The following is a 15,692-nucleotide window of genomic DNA, read 5'->3' as shown; positions in this document are numbered from 1 at the left end:
CGTGAGCCCCATTTTTGGTGAAATATCAGGCTTCTATGGCCTGCTGAGCCCGCACTCTCGCGCGGTACTTCCTCCAACCGGACCAGACACTCCAAACGAGCAGCAGGCCCGTCAGCGACAATACGGTTGCCGTCACCGGCCGCTCGAGCATTGCGGTGAAGTCGCCGCGTGCCAGCACCATTGCCCGGCGGAAATGCTGTTCGAGCAGCGGACCGAGCACGAAACCAAGCAGCAATGGCGCAGCGGGCAGCGCAAAAACGCGCATGAGATATCCCAGCAACCCGAATCCCAGCACGACGAACACGTCGAAAGCGTTGTAACGCACGCTGTACGCGCCGATGCAGATGAACATCAGGATGGAGGGGTACATGAGGTGGTAAGGCACCGTCAGCAGCCGTACCCAAAGGCCGATCAGCGGCAGGTTCATGATGACCAGCAGCACGTTGCCGATCCAGAAGCTCATGATCAGCCCCCAGAACAAGGCAGGCTGTTCAATGATGAGGTTCGGACCTGGATTGATCCCGTGGATCATCAACGCTCCCAGCATCAGGGCCATGGTGGCACTGCCCGGGATACCAAGCGAAAGCGTCGGGATGAAAGCAGTCTGGTCTGCTGCGTTGTTCGCGGACTCTGGAGCCATGATGCCTTCGATGGCACCGTTGCCAAAGCGCTCGGGCTCCTTGGCAGAACGTTTCTCCAAAGCGTAAGCCATGAATGCGGCAACCGACGGCCCGGTCCCAGGCAATGCACCGAAAAAGGAGCCGACGGACGATCCGCGCACGAGTGGCATCCAGGACCGCCGCACGTCGTCGCGCGAGGGCAACATGGCACTCCAGGAAATCGTCTTGCGATCGATATCGCCGACATTGATCTTGCGGACCGAAGCAATGATTTCGGCGACACCGAAGATGCCCATGGCCAGGGCAACGATGCTCAAGCCGTCGAGGAGCGCAAGATTACCGAAAGTAAAACGCGCCGCGCCGCTTTGGGCATCCATTCCCACGGTAGAAAGCAGCAAGCCGAGAACCACCATGGCAAGGCCTTTAAGGGCCGAACTGTCCGAGATCGTAGACGCGGCAACCAGCCCGAGTAGCATGAGGGCGAAATATTCCGCCGATGAGACTTGCAACGCATAGCCCGCGATGACCGGCGAAAAGAGGGTCAGGATGATGATGCCGAAAGAACCGCCGATGAAGGAGGCAACGGTCGTCATCAGAAGCGCCAAACCGCCCCTGCCCTGCCGTGCCATGGGATAGCCGTCAAGCGCGGTGACGGCATTGGCCGGCGCCCCTGGAATATTGAGCAGGATGGCCGCCGTGCTGCCGCCATAGGTCGTTCCATACCAAATCCCCGCCAGCATGATGATCGCGGCGATCGGATCGAGGTGGAACGTGATCGGAAACAGCATCGAAATGGCAGCCAGCGTTCCGATCCCGGGGATCACACCGATGATGGTTCCCAGCGTCACGCCGACGAAGCAATATAAAAGATTGGTCGGCGACAGCGCTGTTTCCAATCCCAGCGCCAGGTTTGCGAACATATCCATCAGAAAGGCCACGCCACGACAGGGATGGGAAGCCTGAGCGAAACGCTGAAGATCAGATAGGCCAGCACGCACAATGCTGAACTCAACAGGATCCAGCGCACAGGCTTGAAGGCCCGTTCAGCCATCGATGACACCACGACGCAGGCAACGACGGCCGGCAGAAGACCGAACGGCTTGATGACGAGCGCAAAGGCCGCCACGCCGCCCAGGATGAAGATGGGCGTCACCACCCGGACCTCGGGCCTCGGCCCGGGCCGGAAATACGCGCCGATCATGATGGCTGCGCCAAACGCCGCCAGGATCCAACCAAGCGCCGTCGGCATCATGCCGGCGCCCATGCGGGTGATCGTGCCAAGGTTATAGCTGGCTGATGCATAAAGTGCCGCACCGGCACCGAGTGCCATAAGCAGCCCGCCTGCTACCATGTCACGGTAGTCGCGGTTCATCATCTTGGTTTCCTCCCGATTTGCACCGACGAATGGTCTACGGTGCCGCAGGATTCTCCAGCCAAGCGCGGCGAGGTTCAACTTGCGATACCGTAAACGAGCATAACGAAAAGTCAGGGTCACACTCCCTTCCGCCTTGCTTGCCAAGGCGGGCCAAACCTCCAATAACGTCCTCATGAAGACGGAATTAATGACACAGGGCTGGACCCACACACCCTCGGAGGGCTTTCTGGCGCATGTCGGCGGGCTCTGGGAACGAAACGTCGATGGACAGGCGGAATTCGGCTTTCTTGCCGAGGAGATGCATGCCAACCGCAATGGTGTCGTGCATGGCGGCATGCTGATGACGTTCATCGACAGGGCCTTCGGCCAGACGGCCCGCTTGGCCAGCGGAGCCCCGCGCGCCGCAACCATCAACCTGAACACCAGTTTCATGATGCCCATGCGCATCGGCAGCTTCGCGACGCTTCGCCCAAAGGTCGTCAAGCTCACCAAACGCCTGGCCTTCATGGAAGGAACGGTCATCTGTGGGGACGATGTGCTGACCTCCGCCCAAGGGGTTTGGCGATTGGCCAGTTCCACTACGGACTGACTTCTTCGGCCGAAGCGAAAAATAAGAGCCGCCGACCTGGCGGCTCTTTCATGTGTTGGAATGTCTTTCCCTATCGCAGGACGACGAGACCGTCCGCCGCGGCGACGCCCTGCCCTTCCGGCAGCACGAAAAGCGGATTGATCTCGGCCTCCTCGAGGCGATCGGCCAGGGTTGCCCCCATACCGGCCATCGCCAGGATCGCTTCCACCAGTTGCGCGACGTCATAGGGCTTATCGCCCCGATATCCCTTGAGCAAACGCGAGATGCGCAGTTCGGAGACCATCTCTTCCGCGTCCTGTCGGGTAATGGGCAGCAGGCGGATCGCCGAGTCGTCGGACAATTCCGCAAGCGTTCCGCCCGCCCCGAGCAGGATCAAGGGCCCGAGTTGGGGATCATGCCGCAGGCCGAGAATGACCTCGATCCCGCCTTTGAGCATCTTTTGGACAAGATAACCCTCAGGCGCAGGCAATCCCTGGGCGGCAAGCCTGGCAGCCATCTCGTCAAGCGCGGGGCCGATAGTGGTTTCATCGAGCGAGACCCGGACGCCCCCGACATCGGATTTGTGCGCGATCTCGCGCGAAAGCACCTTGAGCACGACAGGGCCGCCCAACCGCGCGGCGGCCGCGCTTGCCCCCGCGGCATCGGTAACGACATGCTGATCCGCGCCCGCAAGGCCGAAGTTTTCGAACAGGGCCCGCGATTCCGCCTCGTTCAGCGTGCCGGCCGGCAGATCCCCCAGATCGACTTTCGCTTCGTCGGGCACGGCCTGAACGGCTTCCCTGCCCTTCACCGACGGCATCGCCGCCTTGAAGGCAATGGCGCAGGTTTCCGGCGCGGTATAGGCGGGAATGCCCTTGAGATTGAGGTCGCGCACGATGTCGGGTGCGTTGGGACTGACATAGGCGATCAACGGCTTGTCGCTTTTGGCGGCACCGTTCTTGATCGCGCCGACAGCGATTTCGGGCTGGGCCAGGGCCGACGAGCCGACAATGACAACCACACCGTCAACGCTCTCCGAATCCAGCAACGCTTCGGTCGAAGCCGTCATGATCTCCGGTTTGACACCTGCCAGCGTAACGTCGACCGGGTTGGCGCTCATCGCCTCTTCCGCCTTGAGAATGGTCGCCAGCGCATTGGCCGTCCTATCGTCCAGCACCGGCACGTCGAGGCCTTCCACGCCGCAGCTATCGGCCACGAGGCTCCCCGCACCGCCCGTGGAAGTCAGGACGGCCACGCGCCGCCCCTGCATTTTACGCCCCGTCACCAACATCGCCGGCAAGTCGAGCAGGTCACTGAAGGTTTCGGCCCGGATGGCGCCGGTCTGGCGGAACAGGGCGTCGTATACCCGGTCCTCGCCCGCCATCGCCCCGGTATGGGACACTGCCGCCCGTGCACCGGATTCCGAACGTCCGACCTTGTAGATCACCAGCGGCTTGCCTGCCTCGCGCGCACATTCTGCGGCACGGCGGAATTTCTCCACCGAGCGGATGCCCTCGATATAGGCCGCAATGACGCGCGTCTGGCTGTCGCCGGCATAGTGCTCGATGAGATCCGCGATATCGATATCGATCTCGTTGCCCGTCGAGGCGAGCTTGGAAAAACCGATCCCGCGCGCGGCACCGCGCGACAGAAGCGCACCGAGGATCCCACCGCTCTGGGAGGCGAGGGAAATTCCGCCAACCGGCAAATCCTCGGCTTCCAGCGCCCCGCTTGCCGACAATACGATGCCCTTGTCGAGATCCATCGCACCGATGGTATTTGGGCCGAGGATGCGCATTTGCCCGGCGGCCTCGATCAATTGCCTCTGCCGCTCCTGTCCGGCCGCGCCGGTTTCGCCATATCCGCTGGCCAGCACGATGGCGAGCTTGGTGCCACGTTCCGCAAGCTCACGCACCGCGAGATGGGCACGTTCGGCACCGAGCAGAACGATGGCGGCATCGGGCGCGTCGGGCAGGTCGCCGATACCGGCATAGCAGGCGAGCCCCGCAATTTCCTTGGCCTTGGGATTGATCGGATAGATCCGTCCGGCATAGCCGTGCTTGACCAGATAGTTGACCGGCCGCCCACCCGTCTTGGTGGGATCGGCCGACGCCCCCACGATTGCCACGCTCTGCGGATCGAACAGGGCCTTAAGCGCCGCAGTCTGATCGACGACGTGAATGGTCATGACGCTCTCCTCTTATTGGCCGACATTTCTCGAAGAAATCCGGGTCGCCAGTGCCGACTGGCGACGGTTCCTCCTTTTGCGCGGCACTGTGATGGCCCATTCCCTGGGCGACAACTGACATTTGCCGCGCCCTTGCCCGATATCAGGTTGGGCAAGGACGCGGATCCCCCCTCTTCCCCAGCGTCCCTTTGTCAGGCCGGCTGGCCGGCTGGACCCAGAATCCCCAAGGCCCGGAGGTCCGCCCGCCGCTTGCCCAGGCCCGCAGTCTCGGCAAAAGCTGCGCAAGCCGCCATCAATCGATCGGGATCCTGCTGCCCCGCCCAATGCAGCGGCCCACCTGTCCAGCGCGGAAAACCGTAGCCGTTGACCAGCACGACATCGATGTCACCCGGGCGCAGGGCGATTCCATCTTCCAGAACCAGCCCCGCCTCATTGACGATGGTGGCCAGGGCCCTGCTCTGGATCTCTTCTCGCGAGAGCGTCTTGCGTTCGATCCCCTTGGCGCGGGATTCGGCAATGATGAGATCCTCGACCTCGACGGAGCGCTCGGCGCGCCCTTTTTCGTCATAGCGGTAATATCCGGCGCCGGTCTTGCGACCATAGCGGCCCGCTTGGCAGAGCAGGTCGGGAATATGAACATAACGGCTGGCCGGATCGCGGGTCGCCGCCTGCTGCTGCCGCATGCGCCAGGCGATATCGAGACCGGACATGTCGGCCACGGCAAAAGGCCCCATAGCGAAGCCGAAGGCTTCGAGCGCGGCATCGACTTCATGAGGCAGCGCACCGTCTTCGAGCATGAATTCGCAACTCGCCCGATAGGCGGCATAGATGCGGTTGCCGATAAAGCCAAAGCCGTTTCCGGCTTCGACGGGCTGCTTGCCAAGCGTCTTGGCGACCGCAAGCCCGGTCGCCATCGCGGCCTCCGAACTCTTTCGTCCTCCAACCACTTCCAGCAGCTTCATGATATGGGCCGGGCTGAAGAAATGCAGTCCGATAACGCTTTCCGGACGGCCGGTGGCCTCAGCAATCCGGTCGATATCGAGATAAGAGGTATTGGTGGCAAGCACTGCCCCCGGCTTGGCCAGCCTGTCGAGTTCGGCAAATACTTTCTGCTTCGCCCCCAACTCCTCGATGATCGCTTCAACGATCACATCGCAATCGGCAAGCGCCGAGAGATCGAAGCCAAGGGTGAGATTATGCTGGGCCGCCTTCATTGCCGCCGCAGACAGCTTGCCGCTCGAGACGCCTTTCTCGAGCGCGGCATCGATGCGTCCCTTGGCGCGCGACAATGCCGCCTCGTCGGAATCGACCAGCACCGTCGGATAGCCGGCCTGAAGCACGGCCGTCGCGATGCCCGCCCCCATCGTTCCAGCACCGACCACCCCGAAGATTCTGAAGGGCAGCGGCTTGGCGCTGCGCTCGGGACGTCCGCGCGCCGCCTCGCGTTCGGCGAAGAAGATATGGCGCAAAGCCTTCGCTTCCGCGCCGACGCGCAGTTTCTCGAATGTCGCACGTTCTGCGGCCAAGCCCTCGGCGGCGTCTTTCTGCCCTGCCGCCTTCACATGACTGATCGCCGCTGCGATATGCGGGCGATTGCGGCCGGAAGTCAGCGCCTTCTTTTCGGCGGATGCGATGGCCTCCTGGCTATCCTGCGGCACGGGCAGGTCGATGATGCGTTTCTTGCCGCCGACGAGACTCACGGCAAGCGCCTTGCTGTCTTCGCGCAAGTCCCCTTCGGCAAGGGCATCGATCATGCCCAGTTCAAGCGCCTGCTCGGCCGCCACACGCTGGCCGGGGCAGATCAGCGCGATGGCCTTCGCGGTTCCGACGAGCCGGGGAAGCTTCTGCGTGCCGCCTGCGCCGGGAATGATCCCGAGCGTGGTTTCCGGCAGGCCCACCACTGTGCCCGGCACGGCGATGCGCGCATCGCAACCGAGCGCAAGCTCATACCCGCCTCCCAATGCAGCCCCATGCAAAGCCGCGACAAACGGCTTGGCGGAGGTCTCGATGGCGGCGATGACCGCTGGCAGTTGCGGCGGATCGAGAGGAAGATCGAACTCCTTGATGTCCGATCCCGCGATGAAGGACCGGCCTGCACCGATCAGCACGGCGGCACGGATGGAGGCATCGGCCTCCACCGCTTCGATGGCCTCCAGCAAGGCCTTGCGGATATGGCGCGACCCGGCATTGACCGGGGGATTGTCGATGACGAGGAAAGCGACGTCCCCGTCGCGTTCGAGGTGGACCGTCCCGCTCATTGTTCCCTCACCCTGATAAGTCCATCGATCGCTACGACGCCGTCGCCTGCGGGCAGCACCAGCAGCGGATTGATTTCGGCCTCCTGGACGAACGGCGTTTCGGAGAGCGCCAGCCGGGAAACCGCGACGATCGTCCTGGCCAGGGTATCCAGATCACCCTTGGTGCGCCCGCGATAACCGGACAGGATGCGGCTCGCCTTGATTTCGGAGATCATTTCATGCGCCGTGGAGATATCCGTCGGCGCCATGCGCATGGCACTGTCGCGATAAAGCTCGGTGAAAATGCCACCCGCCGCCAAAACCACGATCGGCCCTATCTGCGGGTCGCGGCGGAACCCCACCAGAACCTCGCCGACGCCCTTGACCATTTTCTGGACGAGAATGCGTGACACCATCGTGCCGGGACGTTTTGCGGCAACCGAGGCGCAAATCTCCCGCATGGCCTGCGCCAGTTCCTCGGCATTCCCGATACCAACGACGACACCCCCCGCATCGCTTTTATGCGCGATTTCCGCATCGAGCACCTTGGCGACCACCGGATAATCGAAGGGCAGCTCCGGTACGGGGCGCTCGGGATCGAGGATGACGACGGATGCCGAAGAGATCCCTGATTTTGCCAGAAGATCGTAGGCCTGCGCCTCATCCAGCATCCTATCCTGCCCGCCTTCGCGGGCGATGGGCAGCGAAACCGCAGGCTCCACCGGCGCACGGCGATGCAGGGCTGCGGCGATGGCATCGGCGCATGTCTCGGGATCCTGAAAGGCCGGAACACCCGCCGCGGCCAGAAGCCGCGTCGCGTCAGGAGCATCGGGCACCAGGAAGACCGCAAGCGGACTGCCCTGTTCCCCCTGTGCATCGATGGCAGGCTTTACCGCCAGTTCCGGATTGAACCGGGACGACGATCCCACCGTGGCAAGGACAAGATCGAATTCCGGCGCTGTGCGCAGGATATCGAGCGCCGTCTTCATCACATTGTAGTTCACGCCGGCCAGCGTCAGATCGATGATCCGGCCATGACCGGCATTGATGCCGGCGGCTTCCAACCTTGCCCGGGTCTCATCGGATGGCGGCACGATGTCGACATCGCGCAGCGCCATCTGGTCGACAGCCATGGCGGCACCGCCGCCTGTCGTCGTGACCACACCAACCCTGCCGCGCCTTGCCGTCCTGGACGGCGCGATACGGGGCAGCAGCGGCATCACCTCCAGCAAGCCCTCGAAGGATTCCACGCGCGCGATCCCGCATTCGCGCAGGAAAATCTCGGCGACCTCGTCCGCCCCGGCCAGCGAGCCGGTATGAGATACGGCAAGCTCGGCAGCCTCATCGGAACGGCCCAGCTTGTAAGCGGCGACAGGTTTCCCACGCCTTGCCGCCTCCAGCGCAAAGGCGCGCAGGTCATCAGCATGCCGCATGGTTTCGAGGAACAGCATGTAGCTGGTGACCTGGGGGTCATCGAGCGTCGCGGCACAGATCTGGCCGATCGACAGATCGCTTTCGCCGCCCACCGAGACCAGCCCGGCGAAACCGATCCCCTTGCGCTTTCCACGTGAGACCAGCGCGCCGATGAGGCTGCCGCTATGGGAGCCAACGAAGATACCGCCACGCGGCAGGTCCGGTTCGGCGAAGGCCGCGTTTGCCGTGAGCGTTAGACCGTGATGGAGGTTGACGACGCCGATGCTCGACGGCCCCAGTACCCGCACCCGCCCCCGCGAGACGATCTCCAGCAACCGCGCCTGATTGGCCATGCCCTTCTCGCCGGCCTCGGAAAAGCCGGCGGAAAGGATCGTCACAACGGGAATGCCGAGGCGATCGCATTCTTCGAGGCTGTCAAGCGCCTTGTCGGGACCCGTCAGGATGAATGCCTGCTCGGGGCGTCGCGGCAAGGCCTCCAGCGAAGGATAGGCCTTCTCGCCCTGCACGGTTTCGCGCGCAGGATTGACGATGAGGATTTCTCCTTCATAACCGGCCCGCCGCAGAAATTGCAGCGGCCGGCCCGAGGTCTTCCTCGGATCATCCGAGACGCCGATCAATGCGATACGTTCGGGTTTGAGAAGCGCCCGCGCCCAATCCATGGATGTCATGCGGCCAGGCCTCCCTCACGTCGCGCGCTGGTCGAAACGCCGCTCGAAAACATGCTCCGCGATGCGGTTCTTGAGCATCTCGATCGAGCCCCCGGCGATCATCCAGCCGCGCGTGCGCTTGACGCAGTATTCGACGAGGCTTTCAGTGCTATAGCCATAGCCGCCCATCACCTGCAGCGCTTCATTGGCGACCTCGAAGCCGGCCTGGTTGCAGGCAAGCTTGGCAATGGCGGTATCGAAGGGGGACGGCAATGTGTCATCGGCTCCACTGGCGGCGCGGTAGAGGAGCATCTGCGCGGCTTCGAGCTTGACCGCCATCTCGGCAAACTTCCATTGCAGGCCCTGGAATTCGCACAGCGCCTTGCCGAACTGCTTGCGGTCGACCGCATGCTGCCGCGCGACCTCGAATGCATGGCGCCCAAGCGCCAGCGCACGCGACGCATTGCCGATCCGTTCGACATTGAAGCCCGAAATCTGCTTCTTGAAGCCGCCCGGCCCAAGCAGGACATTGGCTTTCGGGATGCGGCAATCCTCGAAATAGAGCGGGCACCATTCTTCGCCGCTCATGAAGCTCGACCGGTTGCCGATGGTAAAGCCCGGCGTTCCACGCTCGACGAGCACCGAGCCGATTCCGCCCGTGCCGGGTCCGAAACGGACATAGATCAGGAACAGGTTGGCGTCCGGGCTATGGGTCGAAAAGACTTTCGAGCCATTGATGATGTAATGATCCCCATCCTCGCGCGCGCTGGTCTTGAGCTCGGTCACCGCCGAACCGGCATCGGGTTCACTCATGCCCAGCGAAATCACGGCACGACCGGCAAGAAGGTCGGGCAGGAAGCGTTCCTTCTGTTCCGGCGTCGCATATTCGGCAAAGGTGCGGATCGGGCCGAAATTACCCGCCTGCACCACATCGGCGCTTTTGGGGCAGACCATCGCCAGTTCCTGGATCGTGATCACCGCATCCATCAGCGATCCGCCGACACCCCCGTCTTCCTTCTTGATGGTGATTCCGAGCATGCCCATTTCCGCGAGCAGTTGGGCTACCTCGAAGGGATATTCGCGCGAATGCGCGCGCTTGAGCGCACCGTCGGCCAGCTTGTCCTTGGCAAAGCGGCGCACGGCATGGGCAAGTTCGACTTGATCTTGGGTAAGGACAGTTTGCATGGACAATCCGTTAGGCTTTGAGTTGGCCTAGTCTTGGCATGCAGGCGAATGCGGGCAACTTCACTGTCCTCAGACCGGCATGACTTTTCCTCATGCCAATCGAACCCGCTCTCGGCTTAGATGGAGATTGCCTTCTTTCTCACTCGGAAGGGCATCTGCGGTCTATTGAGGAAGCCTCGTCATGCGAACGATACCGCCGCTAAACCCGCTGCATGTCTTCGAAACCTCAGCGCGGCTCGGCAATTTCACCAAGGCCGCCGAAGAACTCGGCGTGACCCAATCCGCCGTGAGCCGCCAGATCGCAACGCTTGAAGAAAGTCTGGGGATGAAGCTGTTCAAGCGAGAGCACAAAGGCATTGCTCTTACCGTAGACGGCCAAGCCTATTTCAGAGAGATCAGCCCAGCTTTTGCCCGCATCGCCAGCGCCACGGACTCACTGATCGCACGTCGCAAAACCAATGCGATTCGTGTCGCCGCCTATCCCACCTTTTCCGCAAAATGGCTTATTCCGCGCCTCGCGCGCTTCAACGCGACGCACCAGAACATTCAGGTCAAGCTCAAGACGTCAATCCTGCCGGTCAATTTCGACATCAGTCCCTTCGATGTCGCCATCCAACTCCGTCCGGTGGAGGAAATGGACCCCGAATTTTCCGCCCTGCTGTTTTGGGATGTCATCCAGCCCTATTGCAGTCCTGCTTTTCTCGATCGCCATCGTCTGGAGAGACCGGACGATCTTTTCTCCGTTCCATTGCTCGCCTCATACTATCGTCGTTCTGACTGGCAGGACTGGATGGCCGGCGTGGGATTAGGCGACCGCAGGCTCGAAAGCAACGAGTTCCCAAGCTCTCTTCTCACCTACAAGGCTGCTGCCGAAGGATTGGGAGCCGCCATCGGCCAGCCCTTCCTCATGGAGGACGAAATCGCCTCCGGCACACTCGTCCCCATCTTCACGCCGGTACAACGCAATCTCGCGCATTTCATCATGTGGAACCGCTATGCCAATGCGCGGGTCCGCAATTTCGTCCGCTGGGTGCGGGAAGAAGTGAGCGCCTCCAATCCCTCACATGGGCCGGTGTCGGCCTCATGACGGCAAGCGGGAAAGCGCATCCCTGAGGGCGCGTTCGGCCCGCTGTACCGCCGCGGCTAGGGGAAGCAGGTCGTCGTCACGGCGGAAGCCCCCCGGCGCGCGTGCTCGGGCTTCCTCGGTTCGGCAGAAATCGACCAGTTCGGCCAAGCCGAGCGCCCCTGCCGCACCGGCGAAGCGATGGCAGGCATTGGCGCGGGTTTCGGCGTCCCCGGCCTCGCGGATGGCATCGCGATAGTCGCCGAGCCTTTGCAGGAAACGGGTGGCGGTGTCGATCAGGGCATCCGGGCCGATGAGGTCCCGGTATTCGCCAAGGATATCCTCGTCGCAGACGACGGGGCCGGTTTCGGCGAGGATGCGTTGGACCGCTGCGCGCAAGTCGCGCGGCCGGAAGGGCTTGGCGAGATGTCCGTTCATTCCGGCCTGGCGGATCTTCTCCATGACCTCCGGCGTGACGGTCGCGGAAACGGCGAGGATCGGTACCGTCGCGGAGGCCCCGCCCAAGGTGCGGATGCGGGCCGCCGTGGCATAGCCGTCCAGCCCCGGCATGAGAAGGTCCATGAGCACCAGATCGAAGCTATCCTTGGCCAGCAGGTCCAGGGCGGCCTCGCCGGAATCGACGGCGGTCACCACCGCGCCGACGGCCGCCAGCCCCCTCTCGGCGACGAGGCGGTTCACCTCGGTATCGTCGACCACCAGGATGCGGATACCGGCGAGGGAAGCCTCCCCCTCTTCCCGCTCCACTCCGGAAGGCCGCGCCTGAAGGCAGGCGATGAGGGAGGCCCGGCCGAGCGGATAGGTGGCGACCGTGATTCCCTGCGCCGCATAGGCTTCCACATCCGGCAAGGCTTGGCCGACGGGGGCGAGCAGCACCATGCGGAGACCGAGCCTGCAGCCCAGACGGCACCATTCCCCGGCCTCCGCCGCGCCTTCCGGCCCGACCGGCAGGACAATGAGCGCGACTTCCTCTCCGGTCCGGGACAGGGGTGGCGGCGCTTCCAGCCGGTCGATGACGCGCAGTTCGGCCCCGAGACTGACCAGCGTCGCGGCGACGGCGCGCTGGGTCCTGGTCGGCGGCCCCAGCAGGGCGACCCGGGGAAGAGGAGGCGAATCCTTCGGCCCGCCGCAGCCGGAAACCGGCAGGATAAGACGGAAGGAACTGCCCTGGCCGGGCTGGCTGTTGACGGTGATCGTTCCGCCCATTGCCTGGGCGAGGCCATGGGAAATGCTCAAGCCCAGCCCGGTACCGCTCTGGACATCCACGGTCCCGAGCTGGGTGAAGCGCTCGAAGATCTGGTCGTGATCGGCGGCATCGATGCCGATGCCGGTATCCACTACCTCGAAGACCAGCACGTCACCGCCATTCCGGCGGATGCGGTCGGCTTCGATATGGACCCAGCCGGAAGGAGTAAACTTCACCGCGTTTCCGGCGAGATTGAGCAGAATCTGACGCAGACGCGCCGGATCGACCACCGCGGTAGCGGGAAGATTGCGGCCGAGCGTCGCGGCGATATCGAGGCCCTTGCGATGGGCAAGCGGCGCCACGCTTTGCACCACCTCCTCCATGATTTCCTCGATATCGGTCGGGACCGGCGCCAATTCCACCCGGCCGGCCTCGATGCGGGACACGTCCAGAATGTCGTTGACGATCGCCAGCAGCGCCTTCGACGCCGTCGCGATCGCGCCGAGATAGCTGCGGTCGGACTGGCTCCGCTCGGTCTCCAGCAGCAGGTCGACCATGTTGATCACCGCGTTCAGCGGCGTGCGGATTTCATGGCTCATCATCGACAGGAAGCGGCTCTTCGCCTCATTCGCCGCCTCCGCCCGCGAGATGGCGCCGGCGAGTTCCGCGTTCTTCGCCACGATGTCGGCGGTCCGGGCCGCCACCCGTTCTTCCAGGTCCCGGTTGAGCCGGGTGAGTTCGGACTGGAAGCGGCGAAGTTCGGTGATGTCGTGGGAGGCGAAGAAGGCCAGCTTGCGCCCGCGATGCTCGACCACTTCGGCGCTGACGATGATATCGCGGGCATGGCCGTTCTTGGTCCGCATCCGGGCCAGCATGTTCTCGACCCGGCCGCACTCGCGCAGGCGCCGGACGATCTCGGCGCGGCCGCTTTCCCCCTTGTCCCAGATGTTCAGCTCCGCCGCCGTCCGGCCGATGACTTCTTCGCGCCGGTATTCCAGGGCGTTGAGCCAGGCGTCATTCACATCCAGATGCTGGCCGGTCTCGATGACCGAGATCGCGGACAGGCCGGGATTCAGGTGAAAGGCACGGTGATAGATCTGATCCAGAGCGGATGCGGGGTCGTCTTCCCAGAGAAAAAGGACCGCACCGGAGGAAGCACTCTCCCGCTCCGCCATCGGTTCGAGGCGGTAGCGGAGCCGCCTGGTCCCGTCCCTGGTCCAGGCGCTTCCTTCATGCGGGCCGCCATGGAGGAATGAGATGTCCTCACCTTTTCCGTCCGGATCGAGGACCAGCGAGGTCCCGATCGCCGTTCCCGCCGCCGGGGCGGCCCCCTCCCCGATCAGGCGCGCGAAGCCGGGGCTGCAATAGAGCAAGCACCCATCCGCTCCCAGGACGCCGAAGGGTTCGTGATGTGACGACGATTCCAACACGCGATGTCTTCCTTCGTCCAGGCGGCGAAGCCTTACCCGCGCCGTCGGGGGCTCCCGTCAAAGCGGACGGGCGATGAATGAATAGCCATAGCCGTGCACCGTCTCGATCAAGGGCGCCGCCTGACCGAGACCGGCATGAAGCTTGAGGCGCATCCGGTACACGGCCTTGTCGATCGCGCGTGCCGTGATGTCTTCGTTATCGTCCCACAAGGAGAGCAGGCGGTCGCGGTGAACCGGCTTTCCGTTATTTCGGATCAGCGCTTCGAGCAGACGGAACTCGTTTTCGGTTAACGAGACGTCGCCACCGGCATGGAACTGGACCTTGCGGGCCAGCAGGTCCACCGTCCAGCCTTCGAAGCGGTAGACCATGCTCTGCCCCTGCACGGCACCGGCATCGCGCAGCCGTCCCAGCAAATTGTTCACGCGGGCCAGCAATTCGCGAGGATGAACCGGCTTTTCCAGATATTCGTCGGCCCCGCTTTCCAACCCCTCGAGCCGGTCTTTCTGGTCCTGGCTGGAGGTCGCGATGATGATGCCCGCCGAGGTGGTCTGCCGGATTTCGGCGACGGCATCGAGCGCATTCCCGTCGGGCAGCCGCAGGTCGAGCAGGACGAGGTCGAAGCGGCGGCTGCCGATCCGCCGCCGCAATTCGGCCAGGGTTGCGGCGCTTTCCGTCTCGAACCCGGCACTCAGCAGCACGGCGCCGTGCAGGTCGCGCACCGTCTCTTCATCCTCCACCAGCAGGATGCGGCCTTTTGAACGCGTTTCCCCTGTCACCGCCCGTCTGCTCCCCTGGTCCTTCGCCCCCTAGCGTCCTCGTCCGTTCCCTCTCGTCCCCGGTCTCCGCCAGGGTCAGCCCACATCATCTGTTTATCCCAGTCCAAGTAAAGGGAAAATATCTCACGGCTAGGACAAGGCTGGAACACCTCTGGGACATGAGGCCGCTAATCTCCCCTCATCGGTTCTTCCATTTCTTTCCCTTGCAAGCCCATGTCCCAGCCCATCTCTTCTCTGCGGATCGATCCATCGCTTCTGTGCCAGCGCATGACACCTGGCGGAACCTTGTGCACGGTCTACCGGCATTGGGCGGCCAAGACGACATGGGCGCGCATTCCCCACAGCACCGACCTTGCGGTGCTGGAAGGCACGCGGGTCCAGGCACGCCTCGGATGGGTCAGCGTCCTGCGCGAGACCGGGGAGTTCCGCTACCACCGCATCGGAGCGGAGATGCCGGGCCTGCCGCCCCAGGATCTGGCCGGAAGGCTGGTCGGCAGCGAGGACGATCCCTCGCCCTTCGGCCCGCTGGACCGCGCCGCCTTCATGGAAAGTACCTTTCACGAACGGATCATCTTCAGCCGCCGCCGGGTCATGCTGCCGGACGGCCCCTGTGTCATCCTCGACCGCCTCGCCCTGCCGTTGCGCGGGGACAGCCCTGGGGTCGCCCTGCTGCTCTTCACCCAGGATTCATCGCCGGAACCACGGGGGCTCGACCCGGCCTTCCCGCCTGCCGCCGCCGATGAATGCCCGGCGGTAACCGAGATGGAACGCTGCGCGGTCGCCGCCGCCGACATCGTCCATTCCCTTTCCGCCCTTTCTTCCTGAACCGGGCGTCTTCGCCGCCCGGTCCGGGTGAGGGCCAAGCATGCCCGTTATCCACACTATTCCAGTCAGGTTTTGCCGCGACGGCAGACCGGCTCCCATTTCCTGCGGGAGCCCCGGCGCGGCAAGCAGATGTCAGAGG

At 63.6% G+C, this 15,692-nt stretch carries 11 protein-coding genes; 3 read left to right on the top strand and 8 right to left on the bottom strand.

What is annotated here, in order from left to right; all coding sequences use genetic code 11:
- Positions 1-25 precede the first annotated feature (25 nt).
- Together EPD66_RS00435 and EPD66_RS00430 are read right to left on the bottom strand one after the other, a co-directional pair.
- Positions 26-1,546: a tripartite tricarboxylate transporter permease gene (locus EPD66_RS00435; protein WP_142846196.1), complete on the bottom strand. Its 1,521-nt coding sequence runs from the start codon at positions 1,544-1,546 to the stop codon at positions 26-28.
- Complete coding sequence (locus tag EPD66_RS00430) at positions 1,546-1,995, bottom strand: tripartite tricarboxylate transporter TctB family protein (RefSeq protein WP_142846194.1); 450 nt, start codon at positions 1,993-1,995, stop codon at positions 1,546-1,548. The genes EPD66_RS00435 and EPD66_RS00430 overlap by 1 nt, the downstream gene beginning before the upstream one ends.
- A gap of 187 nt (positions 1,996-2,182) precedes the next feature.
- Between EPD66_RS00430 and EPD66_RS00425 the strand changes: the two genes are divergently transcribed.
- Positions 2,183-2,584 (top strand): PaaI family thioesterase, encoded by a 402-nt coding sequence (locus EPD66_RS00425; RefSeq protein WP_221930816.1) that lies wholly within the window; start codon positions 2,183-2,185, stop codon positions 2,582-2,584.
- Between the two features lie 70 nt (positions 2,585-2,654).
- Here the strand turns inward: EPD66_RS00425 and EPD66_RS00420 are convergent, their stop codons facing one another.
- From EPD66_RS00420 to EPD66_RS00405, 4 genes are all read right to left on the bottom strand, one after another.
- Entirely contained in the window at positions 2,655-4,751 is a 2,097-nt protein-coding gene (locus EPD66_RS00420) for an acetate--CoA ligase family protein (RefSeq protein ID WP_142846190.1), read from the bottom strand.
- 191 nt (positions 4,752-4,942) lie between these two features.
- Positions 4,943-7,009 (bottom strand): 3-hydroxyacyl-CoA dehydrogenase NAD-binding domain-containing protein, encoded by a 2,067-nt coding sequence (locus tag EPD66_RS00415; RefSeq protein WP_142846188.1) that lies wholly within the window; start codon positions 7,007-7,009, stop codon positions 4,943-4,945.
- Positions 7,006-9,081, bottom strand: a complete 2,076-nt coding sequence (locus EPD66_RS00410) for an acetate--CoA ligase family protein (protein WP_221930814.1) — start codon at positions 9,079-9,081, stop codon at positions 7,006-7,008. Before EPD66_RS00410 ends, EPD66_RS00415 begins: the two co-directional genes overlap by 4 nt.
- Positions 9,082-9,105: 24 nt before the next feature.
- Positions 9,106-10,254 carry an acyl-CoA dehydrogenase family protein gene (locus EPD66_RS00405; RefSeq protein ID WP_142846184.1) on the bottom strand — a complete coding sequence of 383 codons (1,149 nt, stop codon included), beginning with the start codon at positions 10,252-10,254 and terminating at the stop codon, positions 9,106-9,108.
- Between the two features lie 181 nt (positions 10,255-10,435).
- On the opposite strand from EPD66_RS00405, the gene EPD66_RS00400 reads away from it, so the two are divergent.
- Positions 10,436-11,341 (top strand): LysR family transcriptional regulator, encoded by a 906-nt coding sequence (locus EPD66_RS00400; RefSeq protein ID WP_142846182.1) that lies wholly within the window; start codon positions 10,436-10,438, stop codon positions 11,339-11,341.
- On the opposite strand, the gene EPD66_RS00395 is transcribed toward EPD66_RS00400, so the two are convergent.
- The gene (locus EPD66_RS00395; protein ID WP_142846181.1) at positions 11,336-13,951 is read right to left on the bottom strand and encodes an ATP-binding protein; all 2,616 of its coding nucleotides are present in this window, start codon (positions 13,949-13,951) and stop codon (positions 11,336-11,338) included. The two genes, EPD66_RS00400 and EPD66_RS00395, sit on opposite strands and share 6 nt — an antisense overlap.
- A 57-nt stretch (positions 13,952-14,008) precedes the next feature.
- Positions 14,009-14,728, bottom strand: a complete 720-nt coding sequence (locus tag EPD66_RS00390) for a response regulator transcription factor (protein WP_142846180.1) — start codon at positions 14,726-14,728, stop codon at positions 14,009-14,011.
- A 213-nt stretch (positions 14,729-14,941) separates the two neighbouring features.
- Here EPD66_RS00390 and EPD66_RS00385 point away from each other — a divergent pair, with 213 nt between their 5' ends.
- On the top strand, positions 14,942-15,553 hold the full coding sequence (locus tag EPD66_RS00385) for a hypothetical protein (protein WP_142846179.1): 612 nt from the start codon (positions 14,942-14,944) through the stop codon (positions 15,551-15,553).
- Positions 15,554-15,692 lie beyond the last annotated feature (139 nt).

Origin of the sequence: Telmatospirillum sp. J64-1, from assembly GCF_006980715.1 — a bacterium.
In the GTDB taxonomy this organism is placed as follows: domain Bacteria; phylum Pseudomonadota; class Alphaproteobacteria; order Rhodospirillales; family Magnetospirillaceae; genus Oleiliquidispirillum; species Oleiliquidispirillum nitrogeniifigens.
The sequence above is the reverse complement of the archived record's forward strand: the minus strand, read 5'-3'. Positions and strand labels throughout refer to the sequence as shown.

Excerpts from the sequence above, each read along its gene's own strand:
- EPD66_RS00435 (WP_142846196.1), bottom strand. The coding sequence starts at position 1,546 with ATGGATATGTTCGCAAACCTGGCGCTGGGATTGGAAACAGCGCTGTCG.
- EPD66_RS00430 (WP_142846194.1), bottom strand. The coding sequence starts at position 1,995 with ATGATGAACCGCGACTACCGTGACATGGTAGCAGGCGGGCTGCTTATG.
- EPD66_RS00425 (WP_221930816.1), top strand. The coding sequence starts at position 2,183 with ATGACACAGGGCTGGACCCACACACCCTCGGAGGGCTTTCTGGCGCAT.
- EPD66_RS00420 (WP_142846190.1), bottom strand. The coding sequence starts at position 4,751 with ATGACCATTCACGTCGTCGATCAGACTGCGGCGCTTAAGGCCCTGTTC.
- EPD66_RS00415 (WP_142846188.1), bottom strand. The coding sequence starts at position 7,009 with ATGAGCGGGACGGTCCACCTCGAACGCGACGGGGACGTCGCTTTCCTC.
- EPD66_RS00410 (WP_221930814.1), bottom strand. The coding sequence starts at position 9,081 with ATGGATTGGGCGCGGGCGCTTCTCAAACCCGAACGTATCGCATTGATC.
- EPD66_RS00405 (WP_142846184.1), bottom strand. The coding sequence starts at position 10,254 with ATGCAAACTGTCCTTACCCAAGATCAAGTCGAACTTGCCCATGCCGTG.
- EPD66_RS00400 (WP_142846182.1), top strand. The coding sequence starts at position 10,436 with ATGCGAACGATACCGCCGCTAAACCCGCTGCATGTCTTCGAAACCTCA.
- EPD66_RS00385 (WP_142846179.1), top strand. The coding sequence starts at position 14,942 with ATGTCCCAGCCCATCTCTTCTCTGCGGATCGATCCATCGCTTCTGTGC.